General features: G+C 67.6%; 15 protein-coding genes and 1 pseudogene. 6 read left to right on the top strand and 10 right to left on the bottom strand.

What is annotated here, in order from left to right; all coding sequences use genetic code 11:
• Positions 1–23 precede the first annotated feature (23 nt).
• The 5 genes from OG370_RS08285 to OG370_RS08265 form a co-directional block, all read right to left on the bottom strand.
• The gene (locus OG370_RS08285) at positions 24–545 is read right to left on the bottom strand and encodes a SigE family RNA polymerase sigma factor (protein WP_328462125.1); all 522 of its coding nucleotides are present in this window, start codon (positions 543–545) and stop codon (positions 24–26) included.
• Positions 546–1,251: 706 nt separating this feature from the next.
• On the bottom strand, positions 1,252–1,776 hold the full coding sequence (locus OG370_RS08280; RefSeq protein ID WP_328462123.1) for a transposase: 525 nt from the start codon (positions 1,774–1,776) through the stop codon (positions 1,252–1,254).
• A gap of 23 nt (positions 1,777–1,799) precedes the next feature.
• The gene (ltrA, locus tag OG370_RS08275) at positions 1,800–3,272 is read right to left on the bottom strand and encodes a group II intron reverse transcriptase/maturase (protein ID WP_328462121.1); all 1,473 of its coding nucleotides are present in this window, start codon (positions 3,270–3,272) and stop codon (positions 1,800–1,802) included.
• Between the two features lie 533 nt (positions 3,273–3,805).
• Complete coding sequence (locus OG370_RS08270; protein ID WP_328462119.1) at positions 3,806–4,801, bottom strand: IS1380 family transposase; 996 nt, start codon at positions 4,799–4,801, stop codon at positions 3,806–3,808.
• Positions 4,802–4,922: 121 nt separating this feature from the next.
• The gene (locus OG370_RS08265; RefSeq protein WP_328462117.1) at positions 4,923–5,453 is read right to left on the bottom strand and encodes a nuclear transport factor 2 family protein; all 531 of its coding nucleotides are present in this window, start codon (positions 5,451–5,453) and stop codon (positions 4,923–4,925) included.
• 247 nt (positions 5,454–5,700) lie between these two features.
• Between OG370_RS08265 and OG370_RS08260 the strand changes: the two genes are divergently transcribed.
• The 3 genes from OG370_RS08260 (at position 5,701) to OG370_RS08250 (ending at position 8,887) form a co-directional block, all read left to right on the top strand.
• The gene (locus tag OG370_RS08260) at positions 5,701–6,117 is read left to right on the top strand and encodes an IS5 family transposase (RefSeq protein ID WP_328462115.1); all 417 of its coding nucleotides are present in this window, start codon (positions 5,701–5,703) and stop codon (positions 6,115–6,117) included.
• A gap of 609 nt (positions 6,118–6,726) precedes the next feature.
• Positions 6,727–7,986, top strand: a complete 1,260-nt coding sequence (ltrA, locus tag OG370_RS08255) for a group II intron reverse transcriptase/maturase (protein ID WP_328462113.1) — start codon at positions 6,727–6,729, stop codon at positions 7,984–7,986.
• 133 nt (positions 7,987–8,119) lie between these two features.
• Positions 8,120–8,887, top strand: a complete 768-nt coding sequence (locus tag OG370_RS08250) for a transposase family protein (protein ID WP_328462111.1) — start codon at positions 8,120–8,122, stop codon at positions 8,885–8,887.
• An 11-nt stretch (positions 8,888–8,898) separates the two neighbouring features.
• Here the strand turns inward: OG370_RS08250 and OG370_RS08245 are convergent.
• Positions 8,899–9,147: pseudogene (locus tag OG370_RS08245) on the bottom strand (bifunctional diaminohydroxyphosphoribosylaminopyrimidine deaminase/5-amino-6-(5-phosphoribosylamino)uracil reductase RibD); the annotation flags it as partial.
• Between the two features lie 223 nt (positions 9,148–9,370).
• Positions 9,371–9,754 (bottom strand): VOC family protein, encoded by a 384-nt coding sequence (locus OG370_RS08240; RefSeq protein ID WP_328473893.1) that lies wholly within the window; start codon positions 9,752–9,754, stop codon positions 9,371–9,373.
• A gap of 84 nt (positions 9,755–9,838) precedes the next feature.
• Here OG370_RS08240 and OG370_RS08235 point away from each other — a divergent pair, with 84 nt between their 5' ends.
• A complete protein-coding gene (locus OG370_RS08235) occupies positions 9,839–10,246 on the top strand; it encodes a pyridoxamine 5'-phosphate oxidase family protein (protein ID WP_328462109.1) in 408 nt (135 codons plus the stop codon).
• 213 nt (positions 10,247–10,459) lie between these two features.
• Here the strand turns inward: OG370_RS08235 and OG370_RS08230 are convergent, their stop codons facing one another.
• The gene (locus OG370_RS08230) at positions 10,460–10,807 is read right to left on the bottom strand and encodes an ArsR/SmtB family transcription factor (protein WP_328462107.1); all 348 of its coding nucleotides are present in this window, start codon (positions 10,805–10,807) and stop codon (positions 10,460–10,462) included.
• A gap of 83 nt (positions 10,808–10,890) precedes the next feature.
• On the opposite strand from OG370_RS08230, the gene OG370_RS08225 reads away from it, so the two are divergent.
• Complete coding sequence (locus OG370_RS08225; RefSeq protein WP_328462105.1) at positions 10,891–12,153, top strand: MFS transporter; 1,263 nt, start codon at positions 10,891–10,893, stop codon at positions 12,151–12,153.
• A 170-nt stretch (positions 12,154–12,323) separates the two neighbouring features.
• Here OG370_RS08225 and OG370_RS08220 read toward each other — a convergent pair whose 3' ends face one another.
• Together OG370_RS08220 and OG370_RS08215 are read right to left on the bottom strand one after the other, a co-directional pair.
• A complete protein-coding gene (locus tag OG370_RS08220; protein WP_328462103.1) occupies positions 12,324–12,638 on the bottom strand; it encodes a hypothetical protein in 315 nt (104 codons plus the stop codon).
• Between the two features lie 147 nt (positions 12,639–12,785).
• Entirely contained in the window at positions 12,786–13,343 is a 558-nt protein-coding gene (locus tag OG370_RS08215; RefSeq protein ID WP_328462101.1) for a GNAT family N-acetyltransferase, read from the bottom strand.
• 169 nt (positions 13,344–13,512) lie between these two features.
• Here OG370_RS08215 and OG370_RS08210 point away from each other — a divergent pair, with 169 nt between their 5' ends.
• Complete coding sequence (locus OG370_RS08210) at positions 13,513–14,418, top strand: aminoglycoside phosphotransferase family protein (protein ID WP_328462099.1); 906 nt, start codon at positions 13,513–13,515, stop codon at positions 14,416–14,418.
• Positions 14,419–14,938 lie beyond the last annotated feature (520 nt).

Raw genomic sequence — 14,938 nt, 5'->3', positions numbered from 1 at the left:
TCGTTCGGTGTCGGATTCGGGCATCATCGGTGTTCTCCGTCGGCGGTGAGGAGGGAGAGGGCGGGGTGGGCGCGCAGGGCCACCAGGGCGCGCCGGGTATGGGTCTTCACCGTTCCCGGCGAGCAGCCCAGAACGCCGGCGATCTCAGCTTCGCTCAGGTCTTCGAGGAACCGCAGCACCACCACCGCGCGCTGCCGCGCGGGCAACGAAGCTAGGACCTGGGTGAGCGCGGACCAGTCCTCGACCGCCTCGGCGTGGCCGCCCACTGCGTGGTGCGTGTGCTCGGGCAGGAAGGGCATCAGCAGCTGCGTCACCCGCCGCCTGCGCACCCGGCTGAGGTTGTTGTTGACCAGCGCCCTGCGCACGTACGCGTCGATCTCACTCGCAGGGATGCGCCGCCACCGGCCGTAGACCTTGGCCAGTGTCGTCTGCACGAGGTCCTCGGCCTCGTGGAAGTCACCAGTGAGCAGGTGCGCCATCCGCACCAGCCGCGGCCAGGCCGTGGCGGCATAGGCGTCGAAGCCGTCACCGGGCTCGTGTGTCACGACGTGCATGTTCCTTACGTTTTAGGTGGGCCGATCCCCACCGGTGGGACAAGGGTGTGCCCGGTGGAAGCCGGGCACACCCCGATGTCACTTCCCGGGGAGAGCGGCGCACCCGCCCGAGCCACTACCGGTGCCGCCGCACCCTACGCCATCAGTGTGGCCGTTCGAACGATCACCGCTGCCGCCGGTCACGCCGTTGCTCGAGCCGGTACCAGCGTGGCCGCTGCTGCCGGTCAGGACCGACGCCGACGCCGACGGGGACAAGGCATACACCGTCGTCGGCACACCCGCGAACGCGGCCACCGTCGCGACGGCCACCATGTACTTCTTCAACCGAGACAAAGAATCTCCCCTTGCGGATCGTACGGACGGGAGAAGGGATCCTTCTCCACCCACTACAACCCCGAACGCCCCTCACTGGGAGGACACGAATCCCAAGATTTTTAGACGCCCCTATACCTGCCATCACCCCGGTCCTACCCAGGCAGACCGAAAGGCCGGTCCGGACCGGGGTCACAAGCCGTGCCTGGGCTAGCCTCGATCTTGCATGAGGGTCCGTCAGCTTGCTGACGGGCCCTTTGTGGCGAGTGTTGGTGGGGAATTTCGGAGTCTGCGCAGGTTGAGTGCCCGGCTGTCGCGTCGGGTGTGCGCCGGGTTCCACGGCTCCGGTGGACTGGTGCTGCTCGCAGGGGCGGGAAGGTGCTGGTCAGCCGGGGTTCGGTAGGGACTGGAGCCGGTCCAGGGCATCGGTGATCACGTCAGTCCAGGGCCAGTGCCTGGCCAGGCGGAGGTAGCGGCGGCGGCCGGTGGTGACGAGCTGGGCGGCGGTGGAGAACAGCCGAAGCCGCAGGCGGCGGGGCTCCCAGAGCCGGGCTTGGCCGGTCAGGGCGAGCAGGGGCATCCAGGTCAGCAGGTCGAGGGCGATCTGGATGATCTCCAGCCAGATCTGGCTCTGCACGGTGTCGTGGAGAGGGAGATTGCGCAGACCGGTGGCACGGGCGGCGCGGATGCGGTCCTCGGCGCGGGCCCGCTGCCGGTGGCGTAGTTCGAGGGCGGCGATCGCCTCGCTGGCCGAGTTGGTGGCGAAGCAGGTCAACCGCATGCCGTCGGCGTCGGTGAACCGCAACTGGGCCCCGGGGTGGGTGAGTCGGCCCGCAGCGCGGTGCCGGTGTTGCCACCGGTCCGTTTCTGCGGACCGCTCGCCGAACCCGGCGTGCGCGTTTCCACGCACCGGGCTCTCCACGGTCTCTGCCGTCAGGCGTGGTTGGCCAGGATCCAGGGGTTCGGGATCTTATTGCCGCGGTACCGGTACCTTTCGGTTGGCACCCGGCCGAGGTTGAACAATTCGATCCCGTCCGATGAGGGCATCAGCCACCGGCCGGTGTGGTCGGTGAGATGCCTTCGCAGGTCGGTCCAGCTCCAGCGGTGCAGCCGCATCCACCACCGGGCAATCCGCCGCCAGACGAAAATGGCGAGAGTCTGCAAGGTGCTCTTCGCGACTGCATATCTGAAGTAGTTGGACCAGCCGCGCATGATCCGGTTGAGCCGTCTCAGCACGTCCCTGGGTGGCTGTTGCGACAACCTGTGTGTCAGGGCACGAATCTTGTCCTTCAAGGACCGGATGGGCCGGTCAGCTATGAAGGTATAGACGTACCACTTGTCCGTACCTCGCTTGCGTTTCCACTGGAGGCGGAACCCAAGGAAGTCGAACCCTTCGCTCATGTGCACGACGCGGGTCTTGGCTTCGGAGAAACGAAGTCCCAGCGGCGCGAGCACATCAGCAATTTCCTCGCGCAGGACTTCCGCATCGTCACGGCTGCCGAACACGAGCACGACGAAATCATCCGCATAGCGGATGATCCGCCAGTTCGGCAATCCCCTCCGGCGACGGAGGGCGCGACTTACGGGGCTGGCCATCGTCCCACCCGGCCGCCATGGGCCATGGGCATGCTCATCGAGCACGCTCAGGGCGATGTTGGCTAGCAGGGGGGACAGGATGCCTCCCTGCGGCGTGCCGGTCGGGTTGTCCTCGAAGTGACCGGTTTCAGTCATCACCCCGGCCTTGAGGAACGCCTTGACCAGCAGCAGCACGCGCTTGTCCTTCACCCGGGTCCGCACTCGGTCCATGAGGGCCGTGTGGTCGATCGAGTCAAAGCACGCCTCGATATCCGCATCCAGCACCCAGCGGTAGCCTTTGTTGCCGAAATACTGAATCTCCGCGACCGCGTCGTGTGCCCTTCGCTTCGGCCGGAATCCGTACGAGACCGGCAGAAAGCCGGCCTCGAAGATCGGCTCCAGCACGAGCTTCAGCGCCGCCTGAACGACCCGATCCGCAATGGTCGGAATCCCCAGCTTCCGGACTTTGCCGCTGCCGCCCGGCTTGGGGATCTTACGCTCCCGCACCGGAAGCGGACGAAACGATCCGTCTTTCAGCTGGGTTTGCAGGTCGTCCAGGAATCCGGACACACCGACGCCCTCCTCGATATCGGCGGCGGTCAGGCCGTCGACTCCAGGAGTTTTCGCGCCGGTGTTGCCCGCGACCCGATCGAACGCCGCCAGCAGCGTCGCCGGGTCGTGCACGAAGTTGAACAGGTCGTCGAACCTGCGGCCGGAGTCGGCCGCCGCCCAACGGTGAAGCTTGGCCTGCATCCTCGATACCCGGGCGCGCGGCCCCACCGGGTCCATCGCATTCGCGGCGCCGATGTTCACCGACGCGTCTTTCGACATTGCAGCCTCCTTCCCTTCTCGAAACCGTTGCCGTCCTTCCCCATGTGCCGGGCTTTCCCCGGCTCGGAGTACTACGACGGCTCCGCCCCATCCCGGCCCGATCTGCGGTCGGTGCGCTCAGCCGCCCGGTCGGGTTGGCGGCCCGGCCGGGTGGCAGGACCCGGATGGTTCCCGTGTTCACTGTGATTCGCTCGACGGAGGAGGAGCCCGACTCTGTCCCTGCGGCATCACCACGGCTACCCCGCAGCACTTCACCGTGGTCTCCCGGCCAGCCGTCCTATCCGGCCCAGGAGTTACCCGCCGATATCCGACGGGTTGCGCACCGCCCCCGGCCCATATCCACCAGATTCGAGCCGGTGCAAGATGAAGGGACGTAAACGCCGGTTCCTCTCGTACTCCTTTCCGTCCCGCTCGCCGGACCCGCACCATCTGGCAGTGCTGACACGTCCCGGCTTTGTCAGGGCTGCTTCCCGCCCTCACCGGCACCACCCGGATCAGACTGCCCTCAGCTCCACCGTCCTGCTGCGACAGGATCAGCGACGAAGGTCTCCCACCTCCGTTCGAATCAACAGCGCCTCACGGCGCACCGGCCGTTCCTTGCGCACGATCAGCCGCAGGCCCTTCGGCCGGCCCGTCAGGCAGTCGCCGGCGAGTTCGGCCACCCAGGCGCCGTCGCGGATGTCGCCGTCGGGTTCCACGGCCGGCGTCCAGGCCGAGGCCGGGACCTTCAGGACGGCCTGGTGGACGGCGTCGGTGATGGTCATCCCGACCGAGTACGACAGCCACCGCCCGCGCCGGGCCAGCCAGGCGACGAACTCGTGGGTGCCGCCGCCGGAGTCGGTGCGGATCAGCGTCTGACGCCCCCGCCGGAGCCGTTTCGGCAGCTGGGCCAGGGCCAGTTTCGTGGCTTCGATGTGGTCGGCGGCGGTGTTGGAGCCGGCGTTGCCGGGCCGCATCAGGCCCACGACCGGCTCGCCGGACCCGCCCCGGCCGTGGTCGACGAACCCCATCAGCGGGTGGTGCCCGAAGGTCTTCTTCCAGGTGGCGGCGGCGTTCTCCTTCTCGGAGTGCGCCAGGACGAGGACCCCGTCGAGGTCCACGATCACCTGCCCGTCCGCGTCCGGCGCGGCGTTCCCGGCCAACCGCCAGACGTGTTCACGCACTTCGGCACGGCCGGTGCGCAGCGCGGCCAGGACCCGCTTGCCGCCCGAGGCCAGCTGTCCGACCAGGCGAGAGACCGTCGGGTCGGAGGCCACCGGCCCGAACACGGCTGGCTCAGCCCGCAACAGGGCCACGTCGGCCAGGCAGTCCCCGCCCAGCGCGACGGCAAGCGCCACATCGAGCAGGATCTTTCCCGGATCGTGCACCGCCCGCGGCTTGCGCCACGGCTCAAGCGCCGCCGACATCGCCGCATCCAGACCGGTCTTGCGGGCCGCCTCGACCAGCAGCACCGCACCGGCCTGCGAAATCACTCCGCGACCACCGCCCTCGGCGCGGACACGCGGATAGAACCCGATACGCTTCTTCACCTGGAAAGTGCCTCCGGCGGTGGCCGGAACAAGGACCTCAGCAATCCTCATTCTCGCTGGTCAGAGGCACTTTCTACGTTCATGATCACCAGATGGACAGCCCACCTCGGAAAGCGCGAGGTTAGGAAACGCCCTTGCGCAACGACGCGAGGAGGCGGTCAAGGTCCCCGCGTGCCGTGTATGTACGGATCGGGTCGATGTAGTCGCGTGACTCGATGATTTGACCGTCCCGCACACGCATGACGAAGACGCAGGGCACCTTGGACCTGGAGTCGTCCGGCAACGTGAACTCATAGGCGAACTCGGCGACGATCACTTCAGGATCGGCGGTCTCGTGAACGACGACATCGACGACCCGCCTCTTCGGCAAGGACTCCTGAGCTTCCGGCGGCACCGTGAAGTGCTCCCGGAGCGCACGCCGACTCGTCAACGGCTCGGACTCCGGCGTCGCCATCGGATGCCGGACATCGGTGACCTCGCCGTACAGGTCAGGCAACTCGCTTGAGTTCCCGTCGGCGACCCCATGAACAAGCCGGAGAAACACCTCACGCGGACTCAGACTCACACGACCCCCAAGTAATACGCACAGGCAGGTAACGATCATTATCGCCTGATGCGGGCCGGTGTTGCAGACTGTCTCGACCAGCAGCACCTCACCCGTCTGATCCCACGGCCGTCGCGCTGGACGCGGACATGCAGATACAGGTCAGCACTCTTCATCCGAGAAGTGCGCTTCCGCAGCAACGGCCAGGAGCCTCCACAGGTCTCATCTGTGCAGGTCAGGAGCGCTCCTCGCATCTATGATCAAGCGGTAGACGGCACTGCTCGTGAAAGCCCGAGGCTAGGAGCTGCTTGGGATTCGGATCTCCTGTCGTGCTGGCTGCTGGTAGAAGTCGGGTGTGGCGCGTTTTGATGTGACAGATGCCGAGTGGGCTCGGATCGAGCCCCTCCTGCCAGTTGCGGCGACAGGGCCGCTGCCCCGGCGGGTGCGGGATCAGTTCAACGGGGTGGTCTGGCGTTTTCGTACCGGGTCGGGTTGGCGTGCTGTCCCGGAGCGGTACGGGCCCTGGTCCACGGTGTACTCGCGGTTCAACAGCTGGGCCCGGGCCGGTGTCTTCCAGGGGTTGATGGACGCGTTGCTCGCGGTGGCTGCCGGACGGGGCCTGGTCGGGCTGGAGCTGGTGAGCGTGGACTCCACGGTCGTACGCGCTCACCAGGACTCCGCCGGCTTGGCTGTCGCCGGGGAGACTCTGGACGCCCTCGAACCGGCAGTGAGCCTTCTCCAACCTGCTGATGAGTACGCGCAGTTGGGGTGACAACGAGGCGAAGCCCCTGGTATTGCGTCCTGAACATGGAAGGAAGCTGATTGTAGGGGAGCTTCTGAAAATGGTGCTGTGCGGAAGATGAAGGTTTCGTGGCCCTTCGGAGCCGCCCTTCGGGGGGAGGCTTCAAACCGCCTCATGCTGCGTTGGATTGAAGACCGTCGTGGTGAGCGATGAGGAAAAGGCGCCGTGAGAGGCGTCAGGTGGGGATCGGGAAGACGAACGTAAGTGAATCGCTGCTGACGTGTCGAAAGGCTTACAGACGACATCGAAACCGGGGTGTTATCAGAACTCCGGGATGAGCCTGGCGAGTGCCCGTTTATTGGCCAGGCGGTGTCCGGCATGCAGGCGACGTGAGTCCGGTCTGCGGCTTCCGCATGGAACAGGAGAAGGCAGGTCCCGATACTGCCCGCCGCGTAGCGGTGGGCGACAGGGAGTGCCCCAAGTAGCAGACACTGCGAGGGGTCGAGTACCGATGCGGGTCCTGCTGGCGGACCGGCCCGTAGTAGTGGTGAAGTCCCTGTAACGGGGGTGGAGCGAAGGGGCCGGGTCGTTCGTGACTGTGTTGATCGCATCAACCGGATGTTCTCCGGGAGGAGTTCGGTGGACCAGTTGAAGTCACAGGTCAAGCCGTTTGATATCTCGAAGTGGGAAGTCAAGGAAGCATGGGAGGAAGTCAGGGCGAATAAGGGCGCACCTGGAGTGGACGGACAGAGCGTCGACGACTTCGAGAAGGATCTGAAGAACAATCTTTACAAGGTCTGGAACCGTATGTCGTCCGGCTCGTACTTCCCTCCGCCGGTGCGTGCGGTGGCTATTCCCAAGCCGCACGGAGGTGAAGAGAGAATGCTTGGCATTCCCGCTGTCGCCGACCGTGTGGCCCAGACTGTGGCGGCCCGGCATCTGATGCGCCGAGTGGACCCTGTGTTCCACCCGGACAGCTACGGATACCGTCCCGGACGGTCAGCCTTGGACGCGGTGGAAAGGTGCCGGGACCGCTGTTGGAAACGGGACTGGGTGGTCGAGTTCGACATCGCCAAGTTCTTCGACAGCGTGCCTTGGGACCTGCTGGTCAAGGCGGTGGAAACGCACACCGACGCCGTTTGGGTGAAATTGTATGTGCGGCGGTGGCTCGCTGCCCCGCTCGTCATGCCCGACGGCTCCCTGCTGGAGCGGGGGCGCGGGACCCCGCAAGGGGCCCCGGTGTCTCCCGTCCTGGCGAACCTGTTCCTGCACTACGCGTTCGACACCTGGATGGCGCGGGAGTTCCCGACCGTCTGGTTCGAACGCTATGCCGACGATGCGGTACTGCACTGCGTCACCGAGCGGCAGGCCCGCCAGGTGCTGGCCGCGCTCGCGAACAGGATGGTCGAAGTCGGGTTGCAACTGCACCCGGACAAGACCCGGATCGTCTACTGCAAGGACGGCGTCCGCCGCGGCTCGTTCGAGAACACGGCGTTCACGTTCCTTGGGTACACGTTCCGTCCCAGGGGAAACAGGAACCGGTTCAACAGGAAGTTTCTGGCGTTCGAGCCGGCGGCCAGCAGGGACGCTCTGAGGAGGATCGGGCGGGAGGTGCGTTCCTGGCACCTGCACACCCGTTCCGATCTGTCCCTCAGCGAGCTCGCCCGCAGGATCAATCCCGTGGTGGCGGGATGGATCAACTACTACGGCCGCTTCAGGCCGTGGGAGCTGCATCCCTTCTTGATGCGCATCAACGCCTACCTGGTGCGCTGGATCCGCCAGAAGTACAAACGGCTCGCGGCTAAACGGAAAGCCACTGCGAAGCTGCGGGAGATCGCCCAGCGGTACCCCCGCATGTTCGCGCACTGGCGTTTCACCGTGGACGCCGCTCTGATCTGACGATCAGAGCGACAAGAGCCGTGTAACGGGCGACTGTTACGCACGGTTCTGTGAGAGCCGAGGGGTGAAATTCCCCTCGGCTACTCGGCGATGGGTTTTCGACCAAGAGAACCGTCTCCACCAGAGGCTTCGCATGCTTGTCTACCCGTCCGGCGTGGACGTGTCCAGTTCCGCCCTCCGCTTCCTTGCAGATCAGCTGCGGCGGCATCGCCGGGCCATCAACTCCCGCTGGCGACGGCTGCCCGCCGGCCGCCAAGCCCTTCTCACCCTCGCTCACCTGCGCGTTGGACACACCTACGCCCAACTCGCCACCGGGTTCGGCGTGGGGCTCGCGACCGCATACCGCGATGTCGCCAAGGCCGTTGAGCTCCTGGCCGTCCTCGCCCCCACTCTGGCCGACGCCGTCCGCACTGCCTCGCAGAAGGCGTTCGTGCTCCTGGACGGCACACTCCTGCCGATCGACCGCATCGCCGCGGACCGGCCCTTCTACTCCGGGAAACACAAGAAACACGGCATGAACGTGCAGGTTCTCACCGATCCGTTCGGCCGACTGCTGTGGGCCTCGCCGGCCCTGCCCGGAGCCGTCCACGACGTCCGAGCGGCCCGCGAACACGGCATCATCGATGCCCTGGACCGGGCCCACGTCACCTGCTGGGCCGACAAGGGCTACCGCGGCGCTGGCGGCACAGTCCGCATCCCGTACTGGGGGCGATGGGAGACGCTTTCCCCGGGGCAGAAGGCGGTGAACCGCTCCCACGCGAAGATCCGCGCACTCGTCGAGCAGGCCATGGCGACCCTCAAGAACTGGCGGCTCCTGCGCAAACTCCGGTGCTCCACCACACGCATCACAGCCCTCGTCCAAGCCGTCCTCACCCTACATCTGGTCAGCTCAGACCGATGATGGAAAAGGCTCAATGCTTCCCGACAGGGTGGCGTCCGGCCGTAGTGATTGCACGGCTCCAGAGTCACCAGCGCCTTTCCGCCCTCGGCGTGTTTCCCGGCGTCGGTGAGGGCATTTACCTCCGCATGCGAATTCCCCTTGCGGACATGGTATCCCTCGCCGACCGTTCGTCCCTCGCTGTCGAGGATGGCGCATCCAACCGGCGGATTCGGACTTGTCGATCCTAATCCCTGAGCGGAAATTGCAATAGCACGCCGCATGGCTGCCAACTCATGGGTGTTCACCGCGCCACAACTCCGGATCTTCCCCGATTGCGTCAAACAGTTCAGTTACGGCAGGCGAGATATGGACCGCCCCGAGTGCGTTGATCGCAGATACGGTCTCGCGCATCGTACGCGCCGATCTCGCCGGCAGTGTCCCGAACGAGGAGCCCACGACCGGCTGCCGCTGTGTGAAACCGGCGGCCGGGACGGCAGGGGAGCGTCAGGAACCTGTCGCGGCTCGGTCGGACTCGCTGCGCAGGACGCAGAATTCGTTGCCTTCGGGATCGGCGAGGATTGCCCACCCCGAGCCATCGGGGTTGCGGTGGTCGGCGACAAAAGTGGCACCGAGGCCGAGCAGCCGTTCCACCTCCTGATCGCGTGAGGTCTCGGGGCGCAGACACAGATGGAGCCGGTTCTTGACCGTCTTCGGCTCCGGTACCTGGTTGAAGTGCAGTACCGGGCCCTCCGCCAGCAGCACCTGGGTCTCCGGGTCGCCCGGCCGGTCCTCCGGATTCAGCGGCCGCCCGGTCACCTTGCTCCAGAACCGCGCCAGTTCGTACGCATCCGCACAGTCGATCGCCACGTTCTGCACTACCGAGACCATGCGTGACATCCTCCCATCCGCCTAGGACATTGGTCCGAGCCCGCGCCTGATGCCGTCCCCCCGGCCGGCTGATCCAATGGGCCGATGAACGCCCTCCCACCGACCGACCCCGGCCCGGCCGTCCGCGAGCGCCTGGACCAGGAACGCAACGTCTGGCTCTGCACGGTACGGCCGGACGGCTCCTCGCACGTCACGCCCGTCTGGTTCGTCTACGAGGCCGCGCGGTGGTGGATCGGCACGGACGACTTCTCCGTCAAGGTCAGGAACATCCGGCACGAGCCGCGCGTCTCCCTCGCCTTGGAGGACGGCCGCTTCCCGGTCGTCGCCGAAGGCACCGCCCGGCTGACCTCCACCCCGTTCCCACCCGACATCGTCGCCGCGTTCCAGCAGAAGTACGCCTGGGACGTCACCGCCCCCACCCGCCCCGCCGGCACCCGCCTCCTCCTCGAAGTCCCCGTCCACCGCTGGCTGCTGTCGGGCACGGCGCAGTGAGCACGGCACCCGATGCCGAACGCCCCCGCGTGGACTCGGGCCGGGGTTCCCACCACGTGCTCCGTGGTGGCCTCGGTCAGCCGGACTCCGACCGGCTCGGCGAACGGCGTGAGCCTGAGGAGCGTCCGGCGCGCCGGACCGGGCACTGGATGTTTCGGCGGGCTTCGGTCTCTGGGGTCTGGCAGCCAGCCTTTCCCACCTCTCTCCGCTTGGTTACGCCCAGCCGGCGATGACGTCGCGCCCTTGAGGGATGACGAGGTCGAGGAGGCCGGGGAAGCGGGCGTCGAGGTCGTCGCGTCGGAGCCGATTCAGCCGCCTCGTCCCTTCGTCTCGTTGAGAGATCACCCCAGCCTCGCGCAGGGTTTTGAAGTGGCCGCTTTGGGTGGACTTGCTGACCGGCAGCGCGAACGTGGTGCACGCCAGTTCACCCCCGGGTCCCGCATCGGCGAGCCGAGAGACGATCGCCAGTCGGATGGGATCGCTCAGCGCGGTCATCGCGGTCGTGAACTCCAACTCGTCGCGAGCCGGGTGCACGAGAGTGGTTGCGGTGCGGCTGGCCATGCCGTCTACTCTACCAAGCATGTTCGGAACACTCGAACATCTGTTATGTTCGGGATCGGCGAACATAATTGGACGGGGAGCGCATGCCGACCGACCCCAGCGCAACCGAAGTGCCCGTCTGTTCGCGCGGGCTGGCGGAGCCGTCCGGCCGCGGCACACGGGCGAGTAGGGCGAGCGGGCGGCGGTTCTGGGCCACGGCCTACACGCTGCTGATCCTGTTGACCGGAACGAACCTGCCGACGCCGCTGTATCGCAGCTACGCAACGAGGTTCGGCTTCTCGCCGTTCGTCGTCACGCTGATCTTCGCCGTCTACGTGGCCGTGCTCATCCCGTCTCTGCTGGTGGCCGGTCCGCTCTCGGATGCGATCGGGCGACGCCGCGTACTGCTGCCCGCCATCGTGCTGGCGGCCCTGGGATCGCTCGGGTTCGCGCTCGCAACCAGCACAGGGTGGCTGTTCGCTGCTCGGATACTGCAGGGCTTGGCCGTTGGCGCGGCATCTGGAGCGTTGACTGCCGCACTCAGCGAACTCGAACCCTCCGGCAGCCGCCGCAAAGCTGCTCTTGTCTCGACAGTGGCATCGGTGGGCGGACTGGGTCTCGGCCCAGTCCTCGCCGGACTACTCGCCCAGTGCGCACCGGCACCTGACGTGGTGCCCTTCGTCGTCGAAATCGTGCTGCTGATCCCAGCAGCCATCACCGTCATGCGGATGCCGGCCACGCAGCAGGGGGCCCGGTGGCGGCCTCGCCGCCCACAGATTCCGCGCGGGATGCGAGCGGTGTTCGCGACCAGCGGGACAGCCAACTTCTCCGCCTTCGCGGTGATCGGACTGTTCCTCACTCTCATTCCGACCTACGTCGTCGCACTCACGAACAGTACGAACCTGCTACTCGGCGGAGGAACGGCGGCACTGATGCTGGCCTGCTCAGCCGTCGTTCAGCTCCTCGCCTACGGACGACCACCGCGCCGCCTCCAGCTCGTTGGCCTGCCGGTCTTGGCGCTGGGCCTCGGACTTCTTGTGCTGGTCGGGAGCGCGCCCTCGCTCGCGCTGCTTCTGGGAGCGACGCTCCTGGCAGGCATCGGCCACGGGTTGGTGTTCCTCGGCGGACTCACCACGGTCAACAACGCGGCTCCTGACAGCAGCCGCGCCGAGGTGCTCTCGAGCTTCTACGTCATCGTCTACACCGGCGTCGGACTGCCCGTCCTCGGCGTCGGACTCCTCGCCACCACGATGAGCCTCACCACTGCTGTGAGCTGGTTCGCCGGAATCGTCGCAGTCCTGTCCCTGCTCGTGCTCATCGCGCTCAGCCGCACCAACCGCCACGCACCCACCGATCCCGGTAACTGACCACGAGTAACTGGCGCCGGCAACCCTCACAAGAGAAGGCCCCGTGGACACCACCCAACTTGAGGCTGCCTATCGCGGCCTACTGACCATTGCCGAGTCAATCCCGGACACGACCAGCTACCCGGCACCGGCACAAGACGACATCGACTGGACCCTCAGCCATCTGGCGCTCAGCGACCCGATCCTGCACTGCTGCAGCCCGCGACATCCTTCAAGGCCACCCAGCAGTCGTCGACAATCAGCACGCGATGGACGAGGGCGCCATCGCCGAACTCATCGCCTCGACCAGCCACCAGCATCGTGTTGCGATGATCCGGGCCCACGCACTTGAGCTCGGCGAGGTGCTCCGGGAAGTCCCCGACCGGGCCGCTGTGAGGCCGGTCTTGCTGCACCTCTTCAGCCGCGACGGCGAGTCCCTCCTCGAACGACGAATGCCCTGGCGCGACCTGATCGAACTCCGCGCCACGAGACACATCCCCGGCCACGCAGCCCGCATCGCCGCGTACGCCTCAGCCCATGACGAGAGGTCTCACCGTGCATAAGAACGCGCCGCTGACGCCAGAGGGCAGGTGCAGGCTCATCGACCGATGCCGCACCCAGCCGATCACGCACGAGGCCGACCGGTGCATCGGTCAGGCCCTAGCTGTATGGCCCGGTGAGTCCGGCTTCCAGTCCTGGACGAGAAGACCGAGCAGCACCTCGTCCAGGAACTCGCCCATCACCCAGGCCGAGGCGCGCAGCACCCCTTCGCGGACGAAGCCGTTGCGCTCGGCGGAGCGCAGCATCGCTGTGTTGTCCGACAGCGTCTCGATCTGCAGCCGGTGCAGGCCGCGCACGACGAAGCCGTAGTGGCACAGCGTCGCGACCACGTCGGCGCCGTAGCCCTTGCCGCGCGATGACGGCAGCAGCCCGACGCCGATGTGCGCGGACCGGTGGTGGGTGTCGATGCCCCACAGCACCGCGGCGCCGACCAAGGTGCCGCCGCCCAACTCCACCACGGAGAACGGGACGCTTCCCCGGTCCGTGTCGTCCACCACGAGCCGCGGGTCCTTCGAGCCCGGCGTGATCGGCCGCCACGGCCCGCTTTCCGCCCGCGAGGCGTTGACCACGTCGTCGTAGAGCTCAGCCCGCAGGATCGGGATGTCGTCGTCGTGCCGGGCCCTGAGCCCGACCTTTTCGCCCCGTAGCATGCAAGCTTCTTATCCGACCGGGCCCGGCGACGGCAATCCAATAAGTCACCCGCGGCACCGCCACCTCCGACACCGCTTCCTCGCGGAGTTCGTACTCACCAGGGTGGCCGGGGCGGCCGTGGCCGGTGCCCGGCGGTCGCGGACCGGGACCCGGCTATCGTTGGCCCGCATGACCCACGCCGACACGGAGATCACCGCGGAGCTGGTCCGGGAACTGCTCCGCGACCAGCACCCCGACCTGGCCCGTCACCCGATACGGCTCGGCGCGCGCGGTTGGGACAACCAACTGTGGCGGCTCGGCGACGACCTCGCCGTACGGCTGCCGTGGGCGACGGAGTCGGCGGACGAGTTGCTGCGCAAGGAGTACACCTGGCTGCCCTCGCTCGCCGAGGGCCTTCCGCTGCGGGTGCCCGTTCCGCAGCGCCTCGGTGAGCCCTCCGCGCTGTTTCCGCGGCCCTGGATCGTCACCACTTGGGTGCCGGGCGAGCCCGCCGACCGCGCTCCCGCCACGCGCGGGGAGGAGGCGGCCGACGCTCTGGCCGCCTTCCTGACGGCCCTTCACCGTCCTGCGCCCGAGGGCGCGCCCAGCGGACGGGGCCGCGGGGGAGCGCTGGCCGACAGTACGGAGGGCTTCGTGCGGGGGCTCGCCGCTGCCGTCGAGGAGGGACTGGTCTCCGACCCGGACAAGGTGCGCGCGGTCTGGGACGACGCGGCCGCCGCGCCCGAGTGGGACGGTCCGCCGCTCTGGCTCCACGGCGACCTGCATCCGGCCAACATCCTTACCACGGACGGCACTTTCTCCGGCGTGATCGATTTCGGCGACCTCTTCGCGGGCGACCCGGCCTTCGACCTCGCCGCGGCGTGGATTCTGCTGCCGGACGGCGCCGCCGACCGCTTCCACACCGCCTACCGGCCGGCTCCGGACGCCGCGACCTTGCGACGCGCCCGCGGTTGGGCGGTGGGCCGCGCCCTCGCCTGCATCTCCATCGGCAACGCCGGCGTGCACGGCCGCCCCGGCGGCAAGCCCACCTGGGGCCCACCCGGACACGCCTCGCTCCGGCGCCTCACCGCATAGCCGAACCGTTTCCCCGTTTCCCCGAAGCCCCCGGGCCCCGGGCCCCGGGCCCCAAGTCCGAAGCGGGAAGCGGGAAGCGGGAAGCCGGGTCGGCTCCCGACCTCGCCCCGGGCATACCTCGCGCCGCGAAGAGACATCCGACGTCTGCGGAGCGGGCCACGCCCATCCGTATGTGTGCGCTCGTGGTGGATCGTGGTGCGGTGCGGCGGAAAACGGGAGCTCGGCACCCGGCCCGTTCCCGGCCGCGCGACCGCCGCGCGATCGCCGAGCCCCGCCACGCGAAGAGGGCGCCGGCTCGCCCCCGGGCACCCCACCCCGGTGTGGCCGGCCCCCACCTGGGAAGAGTGCGCCCGATGAGACGCGTGTGCCGAAGGAGTCCGCACGGGGCCGGAGGGACCCGGGTGGACCCGCGCGAGTCCACCCGGGTCCCCTCCGGCGACTCCCGGCCGAACGGCGCCCCCACTTCGCACCCCCGCCCTATCCCCGGCCGAACGGCACCCCCGCCCCCGAGTGATCCGAC

The organism is Streptomyces sp. NBC_00448, assembly GCF_036014115.1.
Lineage (GTDB): Bacteria > Actinomycetota > Actinomycetes > Streptomycetales > Streptomycetaceae > Actinacidiphila.
Note: the sequence above shows the minus strand (reverse complement) of the source record. Positions and strands in the feature narration are given on the sequence as shown.

Excerpts from the sequence above, each read along its gene's own strand:
- OG370_RS08240 (WP_328473893.1), bottom strand. The coding sequence starts at position 9,754 with ATGGTCTCGGTAGTGCAGAACGTGGCGATCGACTGTGCGGATGCGTAC.
- ltrA (WP_328462121.1), bottom strand. The coding sequence starts at position 3,272 with ATGTCGAAAGACGCGTCGGTGAACATCGGCGCCGCGAATGCGATGGAC.
- OG370_RS08235 (WP_328462109.1), top strand. The coding sequence starts at position 9,839 with ATGAACGCCCTCCCACCGACCGACCCCGGCCCGGCCGTCCGCGAGCGC.
- OG370_RS08230 (WP_328462107.1), bottom strand. The coding sequence starts at position 10,807 with ATGGCCAGCCGCACCGCAACCACTCTCGTGCACCCGGCTCGCGACGAG.
- OG370_RS08215 (WP_328462101.1), bottom strand. The coding sequence starts at position 13,343 with ATGCTACGGGGCGAAAAGGTCGGGCTCAGGGCCCGGCACGACGACGAC.
- OG370_RS08210 (WP_328462099.1), top strand. The coding sequence starts at position 13,513 with ATGACCCACGCCGACACGGAGATCACCGCGGAGCTGGTCCGGGAACTG.
- OG370_RS08250 (WP_328462111.1), top strand. The coding sequence starts at position 8,120 with ATGCTTGTCTACCCGTCCGGCGTGGACGTGTCCAGTTCCGCCCTCCGC.
- OG370_RS08225 (WP_328462105.1), top strand. The coding sequence starts at position 10,891 with ATGCCGACCGACCCCAGCGCAACCGAAGTGCCCGTCTGTTCGCGCGGG.